This is a genomic window from Nonomuraea sp. NPDC049400 (assembly GCF_044466425.1).
Taxonomy (GTDB): domain Bacteria; phylum Actinomycetota; class Actinomycetes; order Streptosporangiales; family Streptosporangiaceae; genus Nonomuraea.
Genome location: NZ_JBITMP010000006.1, coordinates 105,297 through 121,532 on the forward strand (window position 1 = coordinate 105,297; position 16,236 = coordinate 121,532).

Below are 16,236 nucleotides of genomic sequence, written 5' to 3' on the forward strand. Positions count from 1 at the left end.
AGGAGGGAAGCGGACCCCAGCCATGGGGTCCGCTTTGCCGTGCGTCCGGGCCGGGTCGGTCAGCGGGTGAGGTCGAGCTTGACGCCGCCCAGCATGACCTGGCGTGGCATGGGACGGTTCAGGAACTCGTGCGGGAACCCCAGATCCACCCGGCTGGCCTCCTCCAGCGTGGCCAGCTGGCTCTCGCTGAACCGCACCTCCAAGGCCCCCAGGTTGTCCTCCAGCTGCGCCGGCGTGCGCGCTCCCACGATGGGCGCCGTGACGCCCGGGTTGAGCGTCGTCCAGGCCAGGGCGACCTGCGACGGCGTCACGCCCAGCTCGGAGGCCACCTGCTTGACCACGTCGGCGATGTCCAGGGCGCGCTCGGTCAGCGACCCGTTGGCCGCCGCGACATTCTTGCGCGTGCCGGACGGATCGGCGGAGACCTGCTGGTCGAGGTCGGCGCGGCTGTACTTGCCGGTCAGCACTCCGCTGGCCAGCGGCGACCACGGGACGACCCCGAGCCCCATCTCCCGCGCCATCGGGATGAGGTCACGTTCGACGGTCCGCTCGACCAGGCTGTACTCGATCTGCAGGGCGATCAGCGGCGCCCACCCGCGCAGGTCGGCGATGGCCTGCATGCGGGCGACCTGCCAGGCGGGCGTGTCGGAGATGCCGGCGTAGAGCACCTTGCCCGCCCTGACGAGGTCGTCCAGGCCGCGCAGGATCTCCTCCACCGGGGTGGTGAAGTCCCAGGCGTGCAGGTAGAGCAGGTCGATGTAGTCGGTGTTCAGCCGGCGCAGGCTCGACTCCACCGACTGCACCATGCTCTTGCGGTGGTTGCCGCCGGAGTTCGGGTCGCCGGGCCGTCGGGCCAGGGTGTACTTGGTGGCCAGCACCAGCTGCTCGCGCCGCCCCGACGCGAACTCGCCCACCAGGGTCTCCGAGGTGCCCTCCGTGTACTGGTTGGCGGTGTCGATGAAGTTGCCGCCGCGGTCCACGTACGTGTCGAAGATCCGGCGCGACTCGTCCTTGTCCGAGCCCCAGCCCCAATCCGTGCCGAACGTCATGGTCCCCAGCGCCAGCGGCGAAACGCGCAGTCCGGACCGCCCGAGCAGGCGGTAGGTGTCAAGAGTCGTCATGCCATCAAGGCTGCTCCGCCGGCGGGCGGGGCGGAAGGGAAGGCTCTTCCTGGGAAGAGCCTTCCTAGGCAGGCGCGTCGTAGGATCGAAGGGATGAGCACCGTGGATCAGACCCGCGAGCTCGCGGCCTTTCTCCGCACCCGCCGCGAGCGACTGACTCCCGGCGACGTCTCCCTGCCCGCCCGCCGCGCCCAGCGCCGCACTCCGGGCCTGCGCAGAGAGGAGGTCGCCGAGCTTGCGGGCGTCAGCGTCGACTACGTGATCCGCCTGGAGCAGGGCCGCGGTCTGCGCCCCTCGCCCGAGGTGCTGGAGGCGCTGGCCGGCGCGCTGCGGCTGAACGAGGACGAGCGGGCCTACCTGTTCGACCTGGCCCGCCAGCGGCCCACCCGGCAGGCTCCCCCGGCGGACGAGGCCGGTCCGCTGGCGCAGCTCGTCCTGGACCTGTCGCCGCTGCCCGCCATGCTGGTCAACCACCGCTTCGACATCCTGGCGTGGAACCCGGAGATGGCGGCGCTGCTGTCGCTGGACCTGGCCGCGCTGCCCCCGCCGCAGCGCAACACGCTGTGGCTGTGCATGCTGCATCCGGGCCTGCGCGACTACTTCGGCGACAGGGAGCGCGCGCTGCGCGAGGGCATCGCCGACCTGCGGGCCTCGTGGGCGGCCCACCCCGACGACAAGGCGCTCACGGAGCTGATCGACGAGCTCACGACCGGCAGCGAGGAGGTCGCGCGGCTGTGGGCGCAGCGCGACGTGCGGGTGAACGGCCGGGGCCAGAAGCGGCTACGGCACAGGACGCAGGGCCCGCTGACCGTCGACTACGAGGTGCTGGCCCCGCTCCAGACTCCTGAGCAGCGGCTGATCATCTACCGCGCCGCCGACCCCGACTCGCAGAGCGTGCTCGACGCCATCGCCCGCGAGTGCACGTGAAAAAGCCCGGGGCTGCGCTGATGGCAGCCCCGGGCTGAATGTCACACGAGCGGCCGTGCGGTCGGCAGGATCGGGTACGGCAGCGCCGTGTCCCCGGTCAGATACCGGTCCACGCCCGAGGCGGCGGCGCGCCCCTCGGCGATGGCCCACACGATGAGCGACTGCCCGCGCCCCATGTCGCCGGCCACGAAGACGCCGTCCACCTTGGACATGTACGTCTTGTCACGCGAGACGTTGCCCCGCGCGTCGTAGAAGCCGTCACCGGCGACCTCGGCGAGGTCCTGCAGCAGCGAGCCCTTCTCCGGCCCGACGAAGCCCATGGACAGCGTCACCAGCTCGGCCGGGATCTCCCGCTCGGTGCCCGGGATCGGCTTGAACCCGGACTGCGGGCCCCCGACCTCGACCAGCCGCAGCGCCCGCACGTTGCCGTCGGCGTCGCCGACGAACTCGGTGGTGGAGACCGCGTAGACCCGCTCTCCCCCGCCGTCGGCCAGCTCCTCGTGGGCGCTCTCCATCTTGAACAGGATCGGGAACGTCGGCCACGGCTGGCTGCCTGGCCTGCTCGCCGGCGGCTGAGGCATGATCTCCAGCTGGGTGACGGACTTGGCGCCCTGCCGGATCGCCGTGCCGATGCAGTCGGCGCCGGTGTCGCCGCCGCCGATCACCACGACGTGCTTGCCCTCGGCCGAGACGGGCGACTTGTCGAAGTCGCCCTCCTGGACCTTGTTGGACAGCGGCAGGTACTCCATCGCCTGGTAGACGCCCTTGAGCTCGCGCCCGGCCACCGGCAGGTCGCGCCACTGGGTGGCCCCGCCTGACAGCACCACGGCGTCGAACTGCTCGCGCAGCTCGGCGGCGGTGATGTCGACGCCGACGTTGACGCCGGTGCGGAACTCGGTGCCCTCGGCCCGCATCTGCTCCAGGCGGCGCTCGATGTGCCGCTTCTCCATCTTGAACTCGGGGATGCCGTACCGCAGCAGCCCGCCGATCCGGTCGGCCCGCTCGAACACGACCACGTCATGCCCGGCCCTGGTGAGCTGCTGCGCCGCGGCGAGGCCCGCAGGACCCGAGCCGACGACCGCGACCTTCTTGCCGGTCTTGACGGCCGGGGGCTGCGGGGTCACCCAGCCCTCGGCGAACGCCCGGTCGATGATCTCGACCTCGACCCGCTTGATCGCCACGGGGTCGGAGTTGATGCCGAGCACGCACGCCGCCTCGCACGGGGCCGGGCAGAGCCGGCCCGTGAACTCGGGGAAGTTGTTCGTGGCGTGCAGCCGCTCGATCGCCTCGCGCCAGTCGGTGCGGTAGACGAGGTCGTTCCACTCGGGGATGAGGTTCCCGAGCGGGCAGCCGTTGTGGCAGAACGGGATGCCGCAGTCCATGCAGCGGGCCGCCTGCTTGGTCAGCTTCTCCTGCGAGAAGTCCTGGTAGACCTCGCGCCAGTCGCTGATGCGGACGTCCACGGGGCGGCGCGCCGGCAGCTCCCGGTCGTGCGTGAGAAAACCCTTCGGGTCAGCCATTCGGTACGCCTCCCTTAACCCTGAACCGCGGCCGCCATGACGGCCTCGTCGATGTCCCTGCCTTCGATGCGGGCGGCCTCGGCGGCCGCCAGCACCCGCTTGTAGTCGGTCGGCATGATCTTGCCGAACCGGGCGAGCGCCGAGTCCCAGTCGGCCAGCAGCTCCTTGGCGACCGGCGAGCCGGTCTCCGCGAAGTGCTTCTCGACCGCCTCCTTGAGGAACTCGCCGTCCTCCTCGGTGAGCGTCTCGATGGCGACCATCTCGCGGTTGACCCGCTCGGGCTTGAGGTCGAGCAGGTACGCGATGCCGCCCGACATGCCGGCCGCGAAGTTGCGCCCGGTCGGGCCGAGCACCACGGCACGACCGCCGGTCATGTACTCGCAGCCGTGGTCGCCCACGCCCTCGACGACCGCCGTGGCGCCGGAGTTGCGGACGCAGAACCGCTCGCCGACGACGCCGCGGACGAACACCTCGCCGGACGTGGCCCCGTACAGGGCGACGTTGCCGGCGATGATGTGGCCGTCGAGCGGGGCCTCCTCGTGCGGCCGGACGGTGATCCGCCCGCCGGACAGGCCCTTGCCGAGGTAGTCGTTGGCGTCGCCGGTCAGCCTCAGCGTGACCCCGCGCGGCACGAACGCGCCGAACGAGTTGCCCGCCGAGCCGGTGAACGAGATGTCGATCGTGTTGTCGGGCAGGCCCTTGCCGCCGTACCGCTTGGTCACCTGGTAGCCGAGCATGGTGCCGACCGTGCGGTTGACGTTGCGGATGGGCAGCTCCAGCGTGACCGGGGTGCCCTCGTTGAGCGCGCCCTCGGCGAGCTGGATCAGCGTGTTGTCCAGCGCGTGCTCCAGCCCGTGGTCCTGCTCGATGACGCGGCGCAGCGGCGTGCCGGCGGGCAGCTCGGGCTTGTGCAGGATCGGCGCCAGGTCGAGCCCGCTGGCCTTCCAGTGGTCCTCGGCCGCCGACATGTCGAGCATCTCGACGTGGCCGATCGCCTCGTCGAGCGAGCGGAAGCCCAGCTCGGCCAGGTATTCGCGGATCTCCTCCGCGATGAACTCGAAGAAGTTGACCACGAACTCCGGCTTGCCGGTGAAGCGCTTGCGCAGCTCCGGGTTCTGCGTGGCGACGCCCACGGGGCAGGTGTCGAGGTGGCAGACCCGCATCATGACGCAGCCGCTGACGACGAGGGGCGCGGTGGCGAAGCCGTACTCCTCGGCGCCGAGCAGCGCGGCGATGACGACGTCGCGGCCGGTCTTGAGCTGGCCGTCGACCTGGACGACGATGCGGTCGCGCAGGTCGTTCAGCAGGAGCGTCTGCTGGGTCTCGGCCAGGCCGAGCTCCCACGGCGCGCCCGCGTGCTTGAGCGACGTGAGCGGTGAGGCGCCGGTGCCGCCGTCGTGCCCGGAGATGAGCACCACGTCGGCGTGCGCCTTCGACACGCCCGCGGCCACCGTGCCGACGCCGACCTCGGCGACCAGCTTCACGTGGACCCTGGCCTCCGGGTTGGAGTTCTTCAGGTCGTGGATGAGCTGGGCCAGGTCCTCGATCGAGTAGATGTCGTGGTGCGGCGGCGGCGAGATGAGGCCGACGCCCGGCGTGGAGTGCCTGGTCTTGGCGATCCACGGGTAGACCTTGTGGCCGGGCAGCTGGCCGCCCTCGCCGGGCTTGGCGCCCTGGGCCATCTTGATCTGCAGGTCGGCCGCGTTCACCAGGTATTCGCTGGTGACGCCGAACCGGCCGGAGGCGACCTGCTTGATCGCGGACCTGCGGGTGTCGTCGTAGAGCCGCTCGGGGTCCTCGCCGCCCTCGCCGGTGTTGGACTTGCCGCCGAGCCGGTTCATCGCGATGGCGAGCGTCTCGTGCGCCTCCATCGAGATGGAGCCGTACGACATCGCGCCGGTGGAGAACCTCTTGACGATCTCCGAGGCCGGCTCGACCTCCTCGATCGGGATCGGGTTGCCCTTGCGCAGCTTGAACAGGCCGCGCAGGGTCATCAGCCGCTCCGCCTGGGAGTCCACGAGGTTCGTGTACTCCTTGAAGATCTCGTAGCGGCGGGTCCGCGTGGCGTGCTGCAGCTTGAAGACGGTCTCGGGGTTGAACAGGTGGGGCTCGCCCTCGCGCCGCCACTGGTACTCGCCGCCGACCTGGAGCCTGCGGTGGGCGTTCTCCGCGCGCGGGTAGGCGTGGCGGTGGCGCTGCGCGACCTCCTCGGCCAGCACGTCGAAGCCGACGCCGCCGAGGCGGGAGGTGGTGCCGGCGAAGCAGGAGTCGATGACCTCCTGGCTCAGGCCGAGCGCCTCGAAGATCTGCGCGCCGGTATAGGAGGCCACCGTGGACACGCCCATCTTGGACATGACCTTGATGACGCCCTTGCCGTACGCCTTGATCAGGTTGCGCACCGCCTTGCGCTTGTCGAGTTGGAGCACGCCGGTGTCGACCAGGTCCTCGATGGTCTCGATCGCGAGGTACGGGTTGATCGCGCCGGCGCCGTACCCGATGAGCAGCGCCATGTGGTGGCACTCGCGGGCCTCGCCGGTCTCGACCACCAGGCCGATCTTGGTGCGGGTCTTCTCCTGGATCAGGTGGTGGTGCACCGCGCCGGTCAGCAGCAGCGACGGGATCGGCGCGAGCGTGTCGGACGAGCCGCGGTCGCTCAGCACGATGATCCGCGCGCCGTTCGCGATCGCCTCGGACGCCTCGGCCCTGATCTCCTCCAGGCGGCGCAGCAGCGCCTCGCCGCCGCCGGCGACCTCGTACAGGCCACTGATGACGTACGGGTGGAAGCCCGGCAGGTCGTGCTCGTCGTTGATGTGGATGATCTTGGCGAGCTCGTCGTTGTCGATCACCGGGTACGGCAGCACGAGCTGGCGGCACGACGACGGACCCGGGTCGAGCAGGTTGCCCTCGGGGCCGATGGTGCTGGCCAGCGAGGTGACCAGCTCTTCACGGATGGCGTCCAGCGGCGGGTTCGTGACTTGCGCGAACAGCTGCGTGAAGTAGTCGAACAGCAGGCGCGGCTTCTCGCTCAGCACGGCGACGGGCGTGTCGGTGCCCATCGAGCCGATCGGCTCCTGGCCGGCCTTGGCCATCGGCGACAGGATGATGCGCAGCTCTTCCTCGGTGTAGCCGAAGGTCTGCTGCCGCTTGACGAGCGCCTCGTGCGTGGGGATCTCCCGCTGCCGCGCCGGCAGCTCCTCGAAGCGGACGAGCCCCGCGTGCAGCCAGTCGGCGTACGGCAGCTCGGCGGCCAGCTCGGCCTTGATCTCGTCGTCCTCGATGATCTTGCCGCGGGCGGTGTCGATGAGGAACATGCGGCCCGGCTGGAGGCGGCCCTTCCTGACCACGTCCTCCGGCTTGAAGTCCAGCACGCCGGCCTCGGAGGCCAGCACGACCAGGCCGTCGGCGGTCACCCAGAAGCGGCCCGGGCGCAGGCCGTTGCGGTCGAGCACGGCGCCGGCCAGGGTGCCGTCGGTGAACGTGATCGACGCGGGGCCGTCCCACGCCTCCATCATCGAGGAGTGGAACTCGTAGAAGGCCCGGCGCGCGGCGTCCATCTCGGTGTGGTTCTCCCACGCCTCCGGGATCATCATCAGCACGGCGTGGGGCAGGCTCCGGCCGCCGATGTGCAGCAGCTCGAGGACCTCGTCGAAGCTCGCGGTGTCGCTGCCATCCGGGTCACAGATGGGGAAAAGTCGCGAAATTTCGCCCGGGATGTGGGCAGACTGCAGCATCGCCTCGCGGGCCCGCATCCAGTTGCGGTTGCCCTTGACCGTGTTGATCTCGCCGTTGTGGGCGACGTAGCGGTACGGGTGGGCCAGCGGCCAGCTCGGGAACGTGTTGGTGGAGAAGCGCGAGTGCACCAGCGCGATCGCCGTCTCGTAACGCTCGTCGCTCAGGTCGGGGAAGAACGGCTCGACCTGGTCGGGCGTGAGCATGCCCTTGTAGACGATCGTCCTGGCGGACAGCGAGGGGAAGTACACGTCGGCCTCGTGCTCGGCCCGCTTGCGCACGCAGTACGCGAGCCGGTCGAGCTCCAGCCCCTCCCGGCCCTCCGGGTCCGAGACGAACAGCTGGGCGAAGTGCGGCATGACGGCCCTGGCGCTCGGCCCGGGCAGCGCGCGGTCGACCGGCAGCTCGCGCCAGCCGAGCACGGTGAGACCTTCCTCTGCGGCGATCTCCTCGATCAGGCCCTTGGCGACGCTCCTGGCCTGCTCGTCGATCGGCAGGAAGGCGATGCCGGCCGCGTACGCGCCGGCAGGGGGAAGCGCGAACGGCGCGCTCGCGCGGAAGAACCCATCGGGGATCTGCGTCAGGATCCCGGCTCCGTCGCCGGTGTCCGGCTCGCTACCCTTGGCCCCCCGATGATCAAGATTGCACAGAGCCGTCAGCGCCTTGACCACGATCCCGTGTCCCCGGCGTCCGGCGACGTCGGCAACCATGGCGACACCGCAGGCATCATGCTCGTTGGCGGGGTGGTACAGGCCCTGGGGCTCGGGGAACCCGAGGTGGGCAGCAGGCATTTAATCCCTCCCGTCGTCATCGTCTGTCTAGAACTGCTTTACAGGCGGGGACGACGTTGGCCCTGCTGCATATCGTGGGTAGAGATTACCGCACGCTGCCGGAATGGTGCCCGGCACGTCCGCATTGCGAACATTCGATCTCATCCCAGCATCCGAACTCTCTATCTCAAACCCGGGATCTGGGCTCCACATTCCCGCTGGGCAGGCACGTTTTCCGCCACGGGGAGCGACTCCCACCCTCGCCGCTCCGCCCCGCCCGCCAACCGCCACTCCCACCTCACCTCACACCGGCTGCCCTTTGGCCTCTTCACCGCCTCCTGCACCGGCCAAAACGCAAGCATCAGGAACACCTCATCAGCCCCGCAGGCGCCCTCCGGCGCAGCGGCGCCGGCGCACCGTGGCCGGCGGCCAGACGGCCGGAAGACCCTCGATAGGGTTGCCTCATGGAGCGTGACGGGGTGGAGCGTCTGCTCGCCGAGGCCGGGGCCGACAGCAGGCGGCTGAGGCACGCCCTGACCCTCCTGTGCGACGCCCGGTGGTGGACGCTGGCCGACCTGGTCAGGGAGACCGCCACGTCCAGGCGCACCATCGAGGCCCTGCTGCGCGAGCTCCCCATGGAGCGCAGGGGCGACACCTTCCGGATCCCGCCGGCCCACGGCCCCGACTACCAGGACCTCATCGCCCTGGCCCCGCCACCCGAGGACCCGGTGGCCCACCTGCTCCCCCACTACACGCACGAGCTGGACCGGCTCAACGACCTCATCGCCAGAGCCCCGCGCGGCCGTCACGTGCTCGACCACGTCTCGGCCACGCCGGAGACGGTGCTGCGGCGGGCGCTGCTGCTGGGCTCCCGGTTCTGGCTGCCCGGCACGCGCCTGCTCTGCGTGGGCGACCACGACCTCACCTCCCTGGCCGTCAAGCTGGTCCACCCGGAGACCGACGTCACGGTGGTCGACATCGACGAGCGCATCCTGGCCTACATCGACGACCAGCGGCTGGGCGTCCGCACCCGCTGGGCCGACCTGCGCCTCGGCCTGCCCGCCTCCGCCCGGGACCACGACCTGGCGATCACCGACCCGCCGTACACGCCGGAGGGCACTGGGCTGTTCGCGGCACGCGCCGCCGAGGGCGTGAAGGACAACGGCCGCATCCTGCTCGCGTACGGCGCCGGCGAACACACCCCGATGCTGGCGCTGAAGGTCCAACAGGCCCTCGGGGAGCTCAACCTCGCCTACGAAGCCATTTATCCCGACTTCAACCGATATTTCGGGGCAGAGGCCATCGGTTCCGCCGCCGACCTGTACATCCTCCGCCCCACCACCAAGACCCGCCCGGCCGTGACGTCCCGTCTAAGCCGTCAAACCACCGCTATCTACACACAAGGCCCACAATCGGTCGAAAGCGCCCAGAGCGCCCTCTCAGCGCCGCTGGAGGCCGTTCAGGGCTTCGACCCCGACCTGCTGGTGGGCGACTGGCCCAAGGAGCTCACCCAGCCCCGGACCCGGCTCTCGACCTGGCTCTCCAAGCCGTACGCCGCCGCCTCGGACCGCGTGGCCGTGGCCCTGCCGCCCGGCCTCGAGGCCGCCCTGCCGCGCCTGCTCCTGGCGACCCGCGCGTCCCACGTACGCGTCGTAGGGTCCGGCCTCCCGCCCCTGCCGGACGTGCTGTCCACCGTCTACAAACTGAGCACCGCCGGCGGCATCCTGGATGCCGTACGCCTGCCGCAGCCGGACGGCGAGGCCGCCTCGGTGCTGCGCAGGATCCTGGACAACGGGCACGCCAAGCTGGCCAACACCTGGCGCGAGGCCCTCATCGCGGTGGCCCGCGCTCAGGGCACGACCCTGACCAAGAACGAGGCCCGCGCGCTCATCGGCGAGGCGGCGCCGTGGGCGGAGGGCCTGACCCCGCTGGAGGCCCCGCTCCACCGCCTGGCCGGCCTCCCTGAGGCCGTCACCGCGACCGTCACAGCCCTGACGACGACCACCTGACCACCCCCCGGCCCCGGCGGCGTCCACTCGTGAGGGTCGAGCCGGCTCTTGGGTCAGGTCGCGGCGACGATGCGGCTCTGGACCACTCGTCCGAGCCCGTCGAGCGCCACGAGGGCGCTGATCAGATCCTGGTCGGGCGCCGTCCCTCCGACCCAGCTCACGGTCACGTAGTGGCCCATCGCCCGCGCCTGGGCCCGGCTGCGGGCGGGCTCGAACACGCCGTCCTGCCGTACGAACCCGTCCTTGCCCAGCGCCGACACCAGCGCGTCGGCCGCTCGCCCGTCGCTCACGTTGAAGATGAGGAACTGGCCCGACACCGTGCTCCCCCTGTACGTCGCCTGAAGCGCCTGCGTGCAGCCGGTGGCGGAGACGCCCCGGAGCACCTCGTCGCAGTCGGTGACCTGCCGCGTGGAGTCCAGCCGCATGGTGCCGAGGGTCCGGGTGGCCGGGGTGAAGACCTCGTTCAGGGTCAGCGGGGCGGCGTCGTTCTGGCGGGTGTCGATGGCGGCGTAGAAGGCGGAGGTGGGCTCGGCGCGGAGGCTGGCGGGCCTGGGGGCGTCGCGACGCAGCGACAACCAGCCGCCCACGGCGATGGCGGCCACGCTGACGAGCACAACGGGGATGACGACACGACGCGACATCAGCCGACCACCCCCAAGAACGCGACCCCAGCACAGGACCTCGGATGACCACCCCTGGTGGCCGTCACAACGTCACAAGGCATCGGCGGACCGCCATGGGATCGAGGCCGCGGCGCACGGGTCACCACCCGGCACGACGCACCGGATCGAGGCCACGGCGCAAGGGACATCATCCGGCACGAGACCCCGGATCGGGACCACGGTGGACGTGTCACCACCCGGCACGAGGCAACGGAGCTCCGGCCAGAGCAACTGGGGCCCCGATCGCCGATGACCGGAGCCGGGTGGCGTGACCTGGCGGACAAGGCTGGATGGCTTGACGTCAAGAGGATGGCCCTGCGATCGATACGACGCGGCGGTATACGGCCTTCTCCGCTCCGCGCAACGCCAGCGTGAGCGAGACGAAGTCGTCCTTGGCGCCTGGCTCCGCGCCGTCGGCCCTCCCGAGCCACACCAGGCCGACATAGTGGCCGAGCGCGTAGCCGCCCGCCTCGGAGTAGCCACCTGCGGGGAAAGCGGCCTTGGTGGACTCCAGGGGTCGCGTCCACCCGCCCCGGTAAAGAGTCTTCAACGACTCGACCAGGTCAGCGGCGGACTGGCCGTCTTTGAGGTTGAGCAACGTGTACTGGCCGATGTAGCGGCCGTCGGAGCTGGCGTAGAGGCCGCGCGCGGCTTGCGTGCATCCGGCGTCCGACACCTGCTCGAGGAGGCTCGCACCCCACAGTGCCGCGGAGCAGTCGGTGTCGAGCTTCTTGCTGACGAGCTTGAGCTTGAGCTTCTTGGAGACGGCGAGCTCGCGCTGGCCGAACACCTCCTTCTCGGTGAGCGCCCGCTGGTCCTTGGCCCGGTCCGTGACGGGTTCGAACAGCTTGGGCGAGCCCCAGCCCCTGAAGACGTGCGGCAGCGCCGTGTCGGGCCCCACCACGGCGGCGCCGGTCTGACGTTCCGGGGCGGAATAGGTGCCGAGGGAGTTGACGACGGCCACCAGCCCGCCCAGGCCCGCCAGCACGCCGACGACCGAGACGATGATGACGAGCAGCCGCTGCTGCTTCGGCCGCAGCCCCCAGTCGGTGAGCAGCGGAAGCTGCCAGTCAGAGGGCGGGGTACGCCGCCGCTTGCTCGAGAACCGACCGGACCGCCCACCATCGACTTCACCGGCGGACTTCCCACCATCGGCACCGACCGCCGAAGGAACGGCCTCATCCGCCGAACCCCGATCGTGGAACCCATCTGCGGGATAGCCACCACTTACCCGTCCGGTCGACCGCCGGCCACGCGACCCGCCAGCCGAACGACCGCCCGTCGCCCCATCGGCCGAACGACCGCCCGTCGCACTGTCGGCTGAACGACGACCCTCCCCGACAGCCGAATCGCCACCATCGGCCGCTAATCCACCACGATCCCCACCGACCGGAGCTCCACCATGAGCCGGTCCACCACCGTGGATTGGCCCACCACCATGGGCCGGTCCACCACCATGGGCCGGACCACCACCATGAGCCAGCCCGCCGCCATGGGCACCAGCAGGTGAAGCGCCATCATCGGCCGCCCAGTTGCCGGCATCGGCATCGCCCGCCGAGCGGCCGCGCCGCATGCGCGCCGCCCTCCGCCCGCCACGCGACCCCGCCGAGCGCCCGCCGTCGTCGGCTCCAGCCACCGACCGGCCGCCGGCACTCGACTTCCAGCCACCGTCCGCGCCGGCCGCCGGCCAGCCGCCAGAGGCGTGACCACTGACACCACTGCCCGTGTCCGCCGCCGACCAGCCACCGCCGCCACTCGCCGACCGGCCACCATCTGCCGCGGCCCAGCCACCGCTCTCCGCGCCCGGCGACCCACCGCCGTTCGCTGCGGGCCAGCCGCCACTCGCCGACCGGCCACCATCCGCCGCGGCCCAGCCACCAGCCCGATCGGCACCAGCCGCGTCCTCGCCGAACGAACCGGAGCCGTCAGCGCCCTGTGCGGACCGGCTGCCACCATCCGAACCACGCCTGGCCCGGCGGCCACCTGAACCACGCCTGGGCCGACCGCCGCTGTCGGCACCTTGCGCGGACCAACCGCCACCGTCCGCACCTTGTGCGGACCAGCCGCCGCCATCCGCACCCTGCGCGGACCAATCACCACCATCGGCACCCTGCGCGGACCAACCACCACCATCGGCACCAAGGCTCGGTCCGGTGCCGTCCGTCCCGGTGGGGCCGTCGGTGACCGGTGCATGGCGGGTGCCGCGGGGGCGCCCCGTGTCGTCCGTACCCGGCGAAGGTCTGCCGTGCGACCCGGAGCCGGCTCGTCTGCGCGCCATCACACCCCCGCCGCGCCGATGAGGTTGCCGACGCCGAACGTGACCGCCGCGGCGACCCCGCCCACCGCCAGCTGCCGCAGCCCCGAGAACCACCAGCTGCGCGCCGTCACGGCCGAGACCAGCGCGCCCGCCGCGAACAGCGCCAGGCAGGACAGCACAGCGGAGAACACCAGCTCCCGGGCTCCCAGCAAGTACGGCAGCAGGGGCAGCACCGCCCCCACGCTGAAGGACAGGAACGACGACACCGCGGCCACCATCGGCGAGGGCAGCTCGCCGGGGGCGACGCCCAGCTCGTTGCGGGCGTGGATCTCCAGCGCGCGGTCGGGGTTGCGGGAGATCTGCCTGGACACCTCGGCGGCCAGGTCAGGTGCCACGCCCTTGTCGATGAAGGTCTGCGCCAGCTCCGCCTGCTCGTCGTCAGGGTGGCGGGCCAGCTCACGCTGCTCCACGGCGATCTCGGCCTGGGCCAGCTCGCGCTGGCTGGCCACCGAGACGTACTCGCCGCCCGCCATGGACAGCGCACCGGCGGCGAGACCGGCGACGCCCCCGAGGGCGATGACCCTCGTGTTGGCCGTGCCGCCCGCGACCCCCGCGATGAGCGCGAAGTTCGACACCAGGCCGTCCATCGCGCCGAACACCGACGGCCGCAACCAGCCGCCGGTGACGTCGCGATGCTGGTGGTGCATCTCCGCGCGCCCGCTCATCTAGGGTTCTTCTCCTTCGTCACGACCTCGCCGTCAGGGTCAGAGGACTCCGGTGCGGCCTCAGCCTCGGAGGCTTTGGCGTCAGAGGCGTCCGGCCCCGGCTCCTCGGCGGCTTCCTGCTCGGGAGCCGCCGGGTGCTCGGTCTCGGAGGCTGCCGCAGTGGCGTCCCCTGGCGTGTCAGGATCCGCTGCCCGGTCGTCCCCTGACCGATCCTCCTCCGGCCGGTCGGCGTCCGGCGCATCGGCCCCCGGATCGCCGTCCTGCGGCGCCTCGGCACCCGTCGAGCCGGCCTGGTCGGGCGGCAGCACGACCTCCGCGCTGTCCCGCTTCCTGGCCAGCCAGAAGTACGCCAGCGCCGCCACGAACAGCACGATCGACGTCCACTGGTTGAGCCGCAGCCCGAGGAACGTCACCGCGTGGTCCACCCCGCCGACGGGGTCGATGCGCAGCCCCTCGATCCAGAAGCGGCCCAGCGTGTAGCCCGCGACGTAGAGGGCGAACAGCCGCCCGTGGTGCAGCGCGAAGCGCCGACCCGCGAAGAGGAGCACGAAGCCCAGCCCCACGTCCCACAGCGACTCGTACAGGAAGGTCGGGTGGTAGGTGGCCACGTCCTCGTAGCCGTCCAGCCGGTGGGCGGCGTCGATCTCGAGGCCCCACGGCAGCGTGGTGGGCGAGCCGTACAGCTCCTGGTTGAACCAGTTTCCCCACCGGCCGATGGCCTGGGCGAAGGCGATGCCGGGCGCGACCGTGTCGGCGACCGCGCCCATGGAGATGCCGCGCCGGCGCACGGACAACCAGACGCCGAGCGCGCCGAGCGAGATCGCGCCCCAGATGCCGAGGCCGCCCTCCCAGATGTAAAGCGCCTGGATCGGCTCCTTGATCGCGCGGCTGCCGAAGTAGGTCTGCCAGTCGGTGATGACATGGTAGAGGCGGCCGCCGATCAGGCCGAAGATGACCGCGGGGACCGCGATGTCGACGATCGTCCCCTTCTGGCCACCGCGGGCCTGCCAGCGCCGCTCGCTAAGCCAGACGGCGACGATGACGCCGAGCACGATGCATAGCGCATAAGCCCGGATCGGGATGATTCCGAGATACCAGACCCCCTGGGAAGGGCTGGGAATCGAGGCAAGGGGCATGTCAGGTGAGGGTAGCGGAACTGAGCCTACTTAGCCGCCCCCGTAATCGCTTGGCGCAGCTCCTGCGGGCTGAAGAGTGCGGAATTGTCGATTTCCGTACCGTTCAGTTTCACCGTCGGCGTATGGTTGATCTTCTGCGCGTCGATGACCTTCTTGCTGTACGAGAGCTGCGCGTCTGAGTTCTTCCCCGTCGTGACGCACTGGTCGAAGTCCGGCGCGCTCACCCCGGCCTGCTTGCCCCAGCTCTTCAGCTGATCGGGCGTGAAGCCGGCCTCGGTCTCGGAGGGCTGGTTCTGGAAGAGCAGCTCGTGGAAGGCCATCCACTGCTTCCCGTCCGCGACGCACCGGGCGGCGGCGCCCGCGCGCACGGAGTTGGACTTGGTCGGCTCCTGCGAGAAGATCGTGATCGGGTGGTAGACGACCTTGGCCTTGCCTTCGGCGGCGAGGTTCTTGAACGTCTGGCCGCTGACCCGTTCGAGCTCCTTGCAGGCCGGGCACTGGAAGTCCTCGTAGATGTCGACCACGGGCGCGGTGACGCCCTGCTTGGCCATCACGACCGCCCCGTCGGCCTGCACAGTGATCGGCGCGAGGTCGCCGGCGGCCTCCTCCGAACGCGAGCTGCTGGCCGCGTACCACCAGCCGAGGCCCACCGCCGCCACCGCGACCGCGCCCGCGGTCACGTAGGTGGTGATCCGCTTGCGCTTGTCACGGGCGCGTGCGGCGGCCTGCTGTTCCTTGATCTTCTCGCGCGCCGTCTTGGCACTGGTGCGCTCAGCCTTGCTCATCGTCGTACTCCCCCTCATTACGATTGTCGCCCCCCAGGCCCAGGGCTCCGTCAAGCGCGTAGCGGCCCGGCGGGAAACGCACGGTCCAGGCGCCGAGCAGCACGAGCCCGAAGTCGCGCAAGATGTCGAGCAGGTATGCCGGCTCCTGTCCCGCCCCGAGCTCGCCGCCGCCGCCGAAGCAGCCGCAGTCGATCCGCAGGCCGTTCGCCCAGGCCCAGGCGATGCCGAACACGAACGCGAACATGAGCAGCCCGGCGATCACCGCGGCCACCCTGGTCAGCAGACCGACGACCAGCAGCAGGCCGACGACGATCTCCAGGATCGGCAGGGCGTAGCCCACCGTGACGGCGACCGACTCGGGCAGCAGCTGGTATGCCTTGACCGCCACGACCGAGTCGGCCGGGTTGCCGATCTTGAGCGCGCCCGCCGCGATCAGCACTCCGCCCAGGACCAGCCGGGCAACGGTCGTCACCCAGGGTATCGCTGAAAAGGCGCTGCGTGACGGTAGTGACGCGTCCACAGGTCATCTCCTCTTTCTCTGTGCCGGGATGGGCACAGTACCGGGATCCCATATGACCACGTGGCAGATAAGCAC

The 16,236-nt window shown here is 70.8% G+C and carries 12 protein-coding genes; 2 read left to right on the top strand and 10 right to left on the bottom strand.

Translation table 11 applies throughout. The features are described from left to right. Positions 1-59 precede the first annotated feature (59 nt). On the bottom strand, positions 60-1,121 hold the full coding sequence (locus ACIBVN_RS10495) for an aldo/keto reductase (RefSeq protein WP_397134801.1): 1,062 nt from the start codon (positions 1,119-1,121) through the stop codon (positions 60-62). 93 nt (positions 1,122-1,214) lie between these two features. On the opposite strand from ACIBVN_RS10495, the gene ACIBVN_RS10500 reads away from it, so the two are divergent. Further along, positions 1,215-2,048 carry a helix-turn-helix domain-containing protein gene (locus tag ACIBVN_RS10500; protein WP_397134803.1) on the top strand — a complete coding sequence of 278 codons (834 nt, stop codon included), beginning with the start codon at positions 1,215-1,217 and terminating at the stop codon, positions 2,046-2,048. A 41-nt stretch (positions 2,049-2,089) separates the two neighbouring features. Here the strand turns inward: ACIBVN_RS10500 and ACIBVN_RS10505 are convergent, their stop codons facing one another. Together ACIBVN_RS10505 and gltB are read right to left on the bottom strand one after the other, a co-directional pair. Beyond that, positions 2,090-3,568, bottom strand: a complete 1,479-nt coding sequence (locus ACIBVN_RS10505) for a glutamate synthase subunit beta (protein ID WP_397134805.1) — start codon at positions 3,566-3,568, stop codon at positions 2,090-2,092. A 14-nt stretch (positions 3,569-3,582) separates the two neighbouring features. Then, complete coding sequence (gene gltB / locus ACIBVN_RS10510; RefSeq protein WP_397134807.1) at positions 3,583-8,088, bottom strand: glutamate synthase large subunit; 4,506 nt, start codon at positions 8,086-8,088, stop codon at positions 3,583-3,585. 443 nt (positions 8,089-8,531) lie between these two features. On the opposite strand from gltB, the gene ACIBVN_RS10515 reads away from it, so the two are divergent. Continuing rightward, positions 8,532-10,076, top strand: a complete 1,545-nt coding sequence (locus ACIBVN_RS10515) for a bis-aminopropyl spermidine synthase family protein (protein WP_397134809.1) — start codon at positions 8,532-8,534, stop codon at positions 10,074-10,076. Positions 10,077-10,129: 53 nt separating this feature from the next. Here ACIBVN_RS10515 and ACIBVN_RS10520 read toward each other — a convergent pair whose 3' ends face one another. From ACIBVN_RS10520 to ACIBVN_RS10550, 7 genes are all read right to left on the bottom strand, one after another. Continuing rightward, positions 10,130-10,717 (bottom strand): hypothetical protein, encoded by a 588-nt coding sequence (locus tag ACIBVN_RS10520; protein ID WP_397134811.1) that lies wholly within the window; start codon positions 10,715-10,717, stop codon positions 10,130-10,132. Positions 10,718-11,039: 322 nt separating this feature from the next. Beyond that, complete coding sequence (locus ACIBVN_RS10525) at positions 11,040-11,726, bottom strand: hypothetical protein (RefSeq protein ID WP_397134813.1); 687 nt, start codon at positions 11,724-11,726, stop codon at positions 11,040-11,042. Positions 11,727-12,103: 377 nt separating this feature from the next. Then, positions 12,104-12,259 (bottom strand): hypothetical protein, encoded by a 156-nt coding sequence (locus ACIBVN_RS10530; protein ID WP_397134815.1) that lies wholly within the window; start codon positions 12,257-12,259, stop codon positions 12,104-12,106. Positions 12,260-13,015: 756 nt separating this feature from the next. Continuing rightward, positions 13,016-13,720, bottom strand: a complete 705-nt coding sequence (locus tag ACIBVN_RS10535; RefSeq protein ID WP_397134817.1) for a VIT1/CCC1 transporter family protein — start codon at positions 13,718-13,720, stop codon at positions 13,016-13,018. Further along, the gene (gene lgt, locus ACIBVN_RS10540; RefSeq protein ID WP_397134819.1) at positions 13,717-14,856 is read right to left on the bottom strand and encodes a prolipoprotein diacylglyceryl transferase; all 1,140 of its coding nucleotides are present in this window, start codon (positions 14,854-14,856) and stop codon (positions 13,717-13,719) included. Before lgt ends, ACIBVN_RS10535 begins: the two co-directional genes overlap by 4 nt. A gap of 26 nt (positions 14,857-14,882) precedes the next feature. Further along, complete coding sequence (locus tag ACIBVN_RS10545) at positions 14,883-15,641, bottom strand: DsbA family protein (RefSeq protein ID WP_397134821.1); 759 nt, start codon at positions 15,639-15,641, stop codon at positions 14,883-14,885. Then, positions 15,628-16,113 (bottom strand): MauE/DoxX family redox-associated membrane protein, encoded by a 486-nt coding sequence (locus ACIBVN_RS10550; RefSeq protein ID WP_397134823.1) that lies wholly within the window; start codon positions 16,111-16,113, stop codon positions 15,628-15,630. The genes ACIBVN_RS10545 and ACIBVN_RS10550 overlap by 14 nt, the downstream gene beginning before the upstream one ends. Positions 16,114-16,236: the final 123 nt, after the last annotated feature.

Bases quoted from the DNA above. Each gene is read 5' to 3' on its own strand.
- ACIBVN_RS10520 (WP_397134811.1), bottom strand. From the start codon at position 10,717: ATGTCGCGTCGTGTCGTCATCCCCGTTGTGCTCGTCAGCGTGGCCGCC.
- ACIBVN_RS10495 (WP_397134801.1), bottom strand. From the start codon at position 1,121: ATGACGACTCTTGACACCTACCGCCTGCTCGGGCGGTCCGGACTGCGC.
- ACIBVN_RS10515 (WP_397134809.1), top strand. From the start codon at position 8,532: ATGGAGCGTGACGGGGTGGAGCGTCTGCTCGCCGAGGCCGGGGCCGAC.
- lgt (WP_397134819.1), bottom strand. From the start codon at position 14,856: ATGCCCCTTGCCTCGATTCCCAGCCCTTCCCAGGGGGTCTGGTATCTC.
- ACIBVN_RS10500 (WP_397134803.1), top strand. From the start codon at position 1,215: ATGAGCACCGTGGATCAGACCCGCGAGCTCGCGGCCTTTCTCCGCACC.
- ACIBVN_RS10530 (WP_397134815.1), bottom strand. From the start codon at position 12,259: ATGATGGCGCTTCACCTGCTGGTGCCCATGGCGGCGGGCTGGCTCATG.
- ACIBVN_RS10535 (WP_397134817.1), bottom strand. From the start codon at position 13,720: ATGAGCGGGCGCGCGGAGATGCACCACCAGCATCGCGACGTCACCGGC.
- gltB (WP_397134807.1), bottom strand. From the start codon at position 8,088: ATGCCTGCTGCCCACCTCGGGTTCCCCGAGCCCCAGGGCCTGTACCAC.
- ACIBVN_RS10545 (WP_397134821.1), bottom strand. From the start codon at position 15,641: ATGAGCAAGGCTGAGCGCACCAGTGCCAAGACGGCGCGCGAGAAGATC.
- ACIBVN_RS10505 (WP_397134805.1), bottom strand. From the start codon at position 3,568: ATGGCTGACCCGAAGGGTTTTCTCACGCACGACCGGGAGCTGCCGGCG.